A 9735-nucleotide genomic window follows, 5' to 3' on the forward strand; every position below is an offset into this window, starting at 1 on the left:
ACAATGAAACGCATAATATCAATGAAAACACCAGTGCAACGGGCGATTTAACCAATGCAGGAGATTCTGATCCGGATGGAACGGCTTTGACAGCCAATACGACCCCGGTTTCAGGACCAACCAACGGAAACATCGTTATCAACCCGGATGGAACGTATACCTATACACCGAATCCGAATTTCAACGGGACGGATATGGTAGTTGTTTCGATCTGTGATGCGGGCACTCCCCTTCCTGCTCTGTGTGTGAATGACACGATTTTCATCAATATCGGGCCGGTGAACGAACCTCCGGTTGTAGACAATGAAACGCATACCATTCCAGAAGATACACAAGCAACCGGTGATTTGACCGATGCAGGAGATTCTGACCCGGACGGGACGGCTTTAACAGCCAACACTACACCGGTTTCAGGACCAACCAACGGAACCATTGTCATCAACACGGATGGAACGTATACTTATACGCCGAATGCGAACTTCAACGGAACGGATCAGGTCGTAGTATCTATCTGTGATGCGGGACTTCCATTACCGGCAATGTGTACGAATGACACGATTTTCATTACCGTTACTCCTGTGAATGATCCTCCGGTTGTGGATAACGAAACCCACACGATTCCGGAAGATACACAAGCAACCGGTGATTTGACAAACGCCGGAGATTCTGATCCGGACGGAACGGCTTTAACAGCCAACACCACGCCGGTTTCAGGACCGACAAACGGAACGATTGTCATCAACGCAGACGGAACGTATACCTATACGCCGAATGCGAACTTCAACGGAACAGATCAGGTAGTTGTTTCGATCTGTGATGCGGGAATACCGCTTCCGGCACTGTGTGTCAACGATACGATTTTCATTACCGTTACTCCGGTAAATGATCCGCCGGTTGTGGACAACGAAACCCACACGATTCCGGAAGATACACAAGCAACAGGCGATTTGACAAACGCCGGAGATTCCGATCCGGAAGGAACGGCATTGACTGCCAACACCACTCCGGTTTCAGGACCAACAAACGGAACCATTGTCATCAACACGGATGGAACGTATACCTATACGCCGAATGCGAATTTCAACGGAACAGACCAGATCGTCGTATCTATCTGTGATGCGGGACTTCCATTGCCGTCCTTGTGTACAAATGATACCATTTTCATTACCGTGACTCCGGTAAATGATCCGCCGGTTGTGGACAATGAACTTCATAACATCCTGATGAATACTTCCGCGAGCGGGGATTTGACGGATGCAGGAGACAGCGATGTGGACGGAAACCTGGTGGTGAATACAACACCTGCGGGCGGACCGGATCATGGAACAATTGTTATTAATCCGGACGGAACCTATACTTATACTCCAAACAACGGGTATTTCGGTTCTGACACGGTCATTGTTCAGATTTGCGACGATGGAACACCGCTTCCTGCATTGTGTGTGAATGATACGATTTTCATCAACATCGGAGATGTGAATGAGCCTCCGACCATTGACAACGAACACGATACCATTGCAGAAGATACACCCGCAACAGGTGATTTGACCGATGCCGGGGATTTTGATCCGGACGGAAACTTAGTGGTGAATACAACGCCGTTGAGCGGACCGGATCACGGAACGATTGTCATCAATACGGACGGAACCTATACCTATACACCGGGTGCAAATTACAACGGATCCGATACGGTGATTGTTCAGATTTGTGATGACGGAACTCCGCTTCCTGCTATTTGTGTCAACGATACGATTTTCATAACAATAACACCTGTGAATGATCCTCCGGTAGTGGATAACGAAAATCACACGATTCCGGAGGACACACAGGCAAGTGGTGATCTCACAGATACCGGTGACAGTGATGTGGATGGAAACCTGGTGGTGAATACAACACCTGTCAGCGGTCCGGCTCATGGAACAGTCATTGTAAACCCTGACGGAACATATACATACACTCCGAATGGCGGGTACAATGGCCAGGATACGATCATCGTACAGATTTGTGACGACGGAACACCGCTTCCTGCTCTTTGTGTCAACGATACGATTTTCATTACCGTTTCTCCGGTAAATGATCCGCCGGTTGTAGACAATGAGCATCATACAATCAACGAAGATACCCAGGCAACGGGAGATTTGACAGATACAGGAGATTCCGATCCGGACGGAACGGCTTTAACAGCCAATACCACACCGGTTTCAGGACCTTCCAATGGAACCATTGTCATCAATACGGACGGAACGTATACCTATACTCCGGATGCGAATTTCAACGGAGCGGATACAGTAGTAGTCTCCATTTGTGACTCCGGCATTCCGCTTCCTGCTCAATGTGTGAATGACACCATTTTCATTACGGTGAATCCTGTAAATGATCCTCCTGTTATTGACAACGAGCATCATACAATTGCAGAAAACACCACTGCGAGCGGTGATTTAACCAATGCGGGAGACAGTGATGTGGACGGAAACCTGGTGGTAAATACCACTCCTGTCAGCGGACCAAATCACGGAACCATTGTCATCAACAGCGACGGAACATATACGTACACTCCGGATGCCGATTATAACGGTCCCGATACAGTGATCGTTCAAATTTGTGACGACGGAACTCCGCTTCCTGCTCTTTGTGTGAACGATACGATCTTCATTACCGTTACTCCGGTAAATGAGCCGCCGGTTGTCGACAATGAGCATCATACCATCAACGAAGATACCCAGGCAACGGGAGATTTGACCGATGCAGGAGATTCCGATCCGGACGGAACAGCTTTAACAGCCTCTACCACCCCGGTTTCAGGACCTTCCAACGGAACGATTGTCATCAATCCGGACGGAACGTATACCTATACTCCGAATCCGAATTTCAACGGAACGGATATGGTAGTTGTTTCCATCTGTGATTCGGGAATTCCGCTTCCTGCCCAGTGTGTCAACGATACGATTTTCATTACGGTCAATCCGGTAAATGACGCTCCGGTAGTGGATAACGAACACCACACAATCGATGAAAACACCACTGCAAGCGGCGACTTAACTGATGCCGGAGACAGTGACGTGGACGGAAACCTGGTGGTGAATACCACTCCTGTCGACGGACCACATAACGGTACTATCGTCATCAATCCGGACGGAACTTACACGTATACTCCGAACAACGGATTTGCAGGAAACGATACGGTAATCGTTCAGATTTGTGATGACGGAACTCCGCTTCCTGCGCTTTGTGTGAACGACACAATTTTCATTACGGTGAATCCGAAGGGAAAAACTCCGGACATCAAAGTACCGCAGGCATTTACACCTGACGGAGACGGAGTGAACGATGCTTTTGTGATTGCCGGAGCTGAAAATTATCCGAACAATAAGCTGATTATTTACAATCGCTGGGGGAATGTTGTATACGAAACCGACGGATACCAGAATGACTGGAAAGGAATCAGTACGAGCAAACTGGATATTATCGGTGGTGATGAATTACCAACAGCGACGTATTACTACATCTTTGACACCAAGGACGAAAGTCTGGACGACAAAGGAGTCTTTAAAGGATATATTTATTTGAAACGCTAATAAACCAAATTCCCTTCCCGGAAAACCCGGGAAGGGAACTAATACGATTGAATTATGAAAACAAGATTACATATCGGAATAGTGAGCTCACTGCTATTGGTTTGTTCACAAGGAATTGCCCAGCAAGATCCTCATTTCACACAATACTTCGACAATACACTTTTTGTAAATCCGGCTTATGCCGGTAGCAGGGGCGTATTAAATATCACCGGAATTCACCGCGAACAATGGGTGGGATTTGACGGAAGACCCCGTTCAACAACCCTGAGTATTCATGCGCCTTTGAGCTATGAATCCATTGGTCTGGGATTGACCATGGTGCACGATGAAATAGGACCGATGAAACAAACCATGATCTACGCGGATTTTTCCTATTCCCTGCGCTTCAAAAAAGAACGCCGTCTGAGTTTTGGTGTCAAAGGCGGAATGAACCTGGTGAATATCGGAACATCCAGCCTGCAAAGCACCGATCCCAATGATCCGAATTTGCTTCGGAATGTCAAGAATAATATCCTTCCGAATTTCGGATTTGGAATTTTATACCACTCTCCGTGGTTCTTCGTTGGGGTCAGCACTCCGAAAATCCTGGAAACCAGTTATGACGGTGTGAGCAAAACCAATATGGAACGCCGTCACTACTACGGGATCATCGGTGGAGTGATCAAGCTAAACCCGATCTGGAAACTGCGGCCAACCGCCCAGATGAAAGTAACGGCGAATGCTCCGATGAGTTTAGACATGAGCCTGGCAGCGATTATCAATGACAAAGTCTGGATTGGAGGGATGTATCGTTTAAATGCGGCTTTTGGTGCTTTTGTTCAGTTTCAGTTGTCTCAGCAATTCAAAATCGGTCTGGCGTCTGATTTCGGAACACAACGCATCCGAAACTACAATTACGGAACCTTTGAGTTGATGGCGATGTATGAGTTCAAGTTCAAAAAAGATGGTGTGCGCTCACCACGTTATTTCTAATCATGAATACCTATCAGAACATGAAAATAATTACTTCAATAGTGTGCGCAAGCCTGATCGGATTTGCCGCTATCAGTCAGACCAGCAGGTTGAAAAAAGCAGATGATTATTACAATCATTTATCATACGCATATGCTGCTCCCTTATACGAACGGTTAATCGGTTCGGAGGTAGACAGCCCGGCAATGAAAGCCCGTTTAGCCAGAAGTTATTACAACCTGGGAGAAATGGACAAGGCCGAGCAGATTTATTCCGAAATGATTCAGAGTCCGGAAGCAAGCAAGGAAGACGTGTTTCATTATGCTCAGGTACTGAAACAAAACGGAAAATATGCCGAAAGCGACCAATGGATGAAGAAATTCGAAGCCATGTCGGGAGGTGATCTTAGAGCCACTTCTTACGCCAAGAACAGTGATTACCTGTCGAAAATCAAAGGTATGGGCGACCGGTTCACGATCAAAGATCTGGCAGTAAACACCGCTGTAACAGACTTTGGCGCCTACCCTTCCGCGGACGGAAAAACAATTTATTTTGTTTCATCCCGCAAGAAGCGATCCTTTGTTCAGCGTGAATGGTCCTGGACCGGAAATCGCTTCCTGGATTTGTTTCAATCCAAGCCGGGTTCCGATCAGGAATTGAGCGACACCAAAATTTTGAAACGAAAAGTCAACTCCAAATTCCACGAAGGTCCTTTATGCTATACTCCTGACGGCAAAATGGTTTATTTCACACGAAACAATATTTCCAAAGGGAAGAAACACCGGCGGGACGGCCAGGGAATTCAAAACCTGAAAATGTACCGCGCAAAAATAGACAGTGAAGGAAAGTGGGTTGACCAGGAATCCATTCCCTTCAATTCCGCAGAATATTCAGTCGGACATCCGAGTGTTACGAAAGATGGCAAAACCATGTATTTCGTTTCGGATATGCCCGGTGGTTTCGGCGGAGCAGATTTGTATAAAGTAGCTTTGAACGCCGATGGTACTTTCGGGAAACCCGAAAACCTCGGAAAACAATTCAATACCGAAGGGCAGGAAATGTTTCCCTGGATCGGATCGGACGGAAATTTATTTTTCTCTTCCGATGGCTTGATTGGTTTAGGCGGCCTCGATGTGTTTGTTGCAATCGCAAACAAAGCAGGCAGTTTTAGTAAGGTGGAAAATGTAGGTACACCGGTGAATGGTCAGCACGATGATTTTGCCTTCGTCATGATGAACGACAATAAAACCGGCTATTTTTCCAGTAACAGAACGGATGGAAAAGGAGATGACGACATTTATTCGTTTCAGCTCCTCAAGCCTTTCAAACAAACCCTTACATTAAACGGAATCGTAGCAGATTACCGATCCAGGGAAATCCTTCCCGGGGCAGAAGTCATTTTAAAGGACGCTGCAGGAAATGAAATTGCCCGCACAAAAGCTGACGATAAAGGTCAGTATTCTTTTGAATTGGAACCGGACAAGGATTACAATTTAACTGCAACGAATAGCAATTACTTTGAACAATCGCTTCCGGTAACATCGAAAGACATCGATTCGAATACCGATGAAATTGATCAGGATCTTTACCTGGAAAAGGATCCCGGCTTGTCGCTCTATACGTATATCACGGATGCTAAAACAAATGAAGCTTTGGCTTCCGTAGATTTGAAAATTACCGATAACATGACCGGTGAAGAATTTATTCATACCCTTACCCCGGAATCGGGCGATGTTTTGAAGGGAATTTTGGGTAAAAAAATCGGAGACCGGATTTCCTACAACATCAGCATGTCTAAAGCAGGCTACTTCCCGAAAACGGTTACGTTCAATTACGAAGTGAAGAACCCGGGAATGATCAAAGTACATGAAATCCTGCAGGATGCCTTGAAAATGGATAAAGAAGTATCTGATTTGAGAGACATGGTCGAGATCAGTCCGATCAAGTTTGATTACAATAAATTCAACATTCGTCCGGATGCAGCTGCTGAATTGAACAAGATTGTAGAAATCATGAACAAATACCCGGGAATGGTCATTGAGCTCGGTGCACATACCGACTGTCGCGGAAGCAAGGCCTACAACGAAAAATTGTCGGATCAGCGGGCAAAGGCTTCAGCAGCTTATATCAAAAGCAAAATCTCCAATCCGGAACGGATTTACGGAAAAGGATACGGAGAGAATCGTTTGCTGAACGGCTGTGCCTGCGAAGGAAAAGTGAAATCGACCTGTACGGAGGAAGAACACCAGGAAAACCGGCGCACAGAGTTTAAAGTTATTTCAACCGGCGCCAATATCGATGTAAAAAACACTTCCCCTGATTCATTTGATCATTAATTAATTGGTTTAATCTCTCAAGCGATAGTTTATGAAAACATTCACAAAGGTTAGGGTTGTAGCGGTGCTGATTTTTGCAGCTTGCAGCCTTCCGGCTTTTGGCCAGGAAATCCTCGAAACCCGGGAAATTTCCCTCACAACAGAACAAGTGTCTCATTACCTCGTTCAACCCGATGCGCAATTCAAACTTCCGGTCGGGAACAACGGGGACGAGATTTTCGTGCTGCGCCAGACACACGTTATGCATCCTTTGCTGGAGGCCAAATATCCGGAAATCACTACGTATAAAGGATACAGTCAGAAAGATCCGGTGCGCAGCATTACACTTACGAAAACAGCTTCCTCGATCCGGGCAATTATACAGGATCGCGGGCGAGTGTTTCGTTTTGAGCCTTCCGTTAACGGCAGCTATGTCTATTATCTTGAAGAACCGATGAATGAGGAGCAATGTGGTCTTTCCATTCATCAAAAGGGTCAAAAACCTTCTACTGAAATGAGCGAAGTCGCAATGGTTAAGGCCACCTGGCCGGCTGCCGGTTATGGGACAACTCATTATCAAATGAATAACTTACTCATTCCGCTTCAAGGTTTGTATGCGATGGATCAGAACATTACGACAGTAGTAGATGGTTTGGCCTATGTTGCGAATTTTGCAGCAGCTCTGTCTTCTCATTATGAAATGGAAATCGGGATCGGCTTCCAGCTCCATCCGGATAACGACCAGTTAATTTTTCTGAATGCTTCTGATCCATACCCGGATTATCCCAATGCGGTTGATTCGAATTTTGGAGGAGCCAACAGTTTTTTGAGCAGAAACCAGGTGATCTGTGATAGTATGATCGGTCCTGCCAATTACAACCTTGCCGTCTTGCTTTGTCGGATCAATGTAGCACGTGGATCTTATACAGCACCTTGTTCTATGTCCGGCAATAAGGCAAAAATTACCTGTTACGGAAGTTTTCACAATATCAGTCATGAAGTGGGTCATGGATTCACCTGCCCGCATACTTATGCCTTAGCACCTGCTGATGGATTAAGTAATTATATCTCCTGCCTGGAATCGAGTGTAATGGGACATGGAGCCGGAATAGGAGCAGGATATTATTTTTACAGCACCAGTATTGAAAAACTGGCTGGCTGGGCAATAGCCGGAAACCACCTGACCTGTGCCGTTCAAACTCCTTCAGGAAATGCTGTTCCGCAAATTACAGCAACTGTTGACGGGAAATACATGCCGGCAAATACGCCTTTTGTATTGACAAATACCAATGCAACAGATGCGGATGGTGATCCTTTGCTTTACGCCTGGCAAAGTACGGATGGTTACCAGGAGCAATATCCGGATTCATCCTTTAATAACCCGACAGACTATTTGGTATTCTCTTCCGCAGTACCCTCTGTAAACGGGAATACCCGTTACGTTCCGTTTTTGAGCAACCTGGTTTCAGGAATTGATGATCCGTATTCCTATCTTCCCTGGGTGACGCGTGATATTCACGTGCGCTGCATTGTTCGCGATTCGGCAGGAGGAGTCAATATGACGTTTGAAACGGTTCATGTGGACGGGAATTCAGGGCCATTCAAAGTCAATACTCCGGTTGCAGGTGATGTGGTCACAGAATTACAAACCATTACCGTAAACTGGGACATTGCAGGAACAACTGCTGCTCCGGTAAGCGCTGCCAATGTGGAGATTTTACTTTCAACAGACGGAGGTGTCACTTTTCCGGTGGTACTTACAGCAAGCACTCCGAATGACGGTTCCCAGGCTGTAACCATTCCGAATGGAACAGCAACGGATTCCGCACGGATTATGGTCAAGGGAAATGGCATTTTCTTCAATATCAATCCTGCACCTTTCCGGATTTACGACAACGCATTGCCTCCTGATTATGCGATTTACAGTTATGATACCCTGCAACGTGCTTGTTCCCCTTCTGTAACCTATGAATTCATTGCACAATCCCTGGGCGGATATACGAACCCGGTTACCTTTAACGTATCGAATCTTCCGGCTGGTGTGACATCTAATTTCCCGCAGACAATCAATCCGGGACAACATGTAAACCTCGTATTGAGTGCAATCAGTCCGTCCATTCACGGAACGTATCATCTGACATTGACAACTACTTCCACGAGTGGTACGAGAACAGAAGAGCTTGATTTGATTGTTGCCGGACAAATTCAGGCTACAAACAATTATGCGATGTCTGCAATCAGCACAACAGACGGCCGCAGGTATTCCATTCCGGATTTGACCTGGCAACCTGCAGAATATTCGGTTGAATACTGGGTAAAATTCGATCCTGCTGCCATGGGTGTGAATTCCAGTTCCATTTACTGGGGATCAAGCAATCAATACATTCGAAAAAACGCGAATAATCATCTTTACATGCGCGTAAATGACGGAGCTCATATAAACTACATTTCCTCTATTGACACCGTTGTTCCCAACCGTTGGTATCACGTGGTCGGAACATATAAAAACAGAAAAGTCAATCTGTATGTAGACGGTGTGCACCAGGGACAGGGAAATTTAAGCATTATTGATCCGCTCCCATGGACTTCCGTTTCTATCGGATATCAAACCAGTCAGGGACTAAGTGGTCAATTCGACGAAGTCCGCATCTGGAGTAAATGTTTGACACTCGATGAAGTCAGAAACCGCATGCACCTAAACCTAAGTGCTGATGATGTTTGCAGCGGAAATGTAGAATTGTATCTTCAATTCGAACAGGATTCCAGCACGGTATATGATGTAACGGGAAATCACACGGTTGTTCCGGTAAACGGTCCTTCCTCTGCCCTGTCCGATTGTCCGACTGCTGCGGGTGTCAGTGTGCGAAAAACCGTTTCTTCAACGGGTGCTGTTT

General features: G+C 46.1%; 4 protein-coding genes. All 4 read left to right on the forward strand.

Features of this window, described 5'->3' with window-relative positions; genetic code table 11:
• On the forward strand, nucleotides 1-3575 hold a 3575-nt coding region (locus tag Q1V93_RS18930; RefSeq protein WP_300666979.1), incomplete at its 5' end, for an Ig-like domain-containing protein.
• A 54-nt stretch (nucleotides 3576-3629) separates the two neighbouring features.
• Nucleotides 3630-4547, forward strand: a complete 918-nt coding sequence (locus Q1V93_RS18935; RefSeq protein ID WP_300666981.1) for a type IX secretion system membrane protein PorP/SprF — start codon at nucleotides 3630-3632, stop codon at nucleotides 4545-4547.
• Between the two features lie 20 nt (nucleotides 4548-4567).
• Nucleotides 4568-6862 carry an OmpA family protein gene (locus Q1V93_RS18940; protein ID WP_300666983.1) on the forward strand — a complete coding sequence of 765 codons (2295 nt, stop codon included), beginning with the start codon at nucleotides 4568-4570 and terminating at the stop codon, nucleotides 6860-6862.
• Nucleotides 6863-6893: 31 nt separating this feature from the next.
• The coding region (locus tag Q1V93_RS18945) for a LamG-like jellyroll fold domain-containing protein (protein ID WP_300666985.1) at nucleotides 6894-9735 on the forward strand (2842 nt) is incomplete at its 3' end.

This window comes from Fluviicola sp. (genome assembly GCF_030151805.1).
Lineage (GTDB): Bacteria > Bacteroidota > Bacteroidia > Flavobacteriales_D > Crocinitomicaceae > Fluviicola.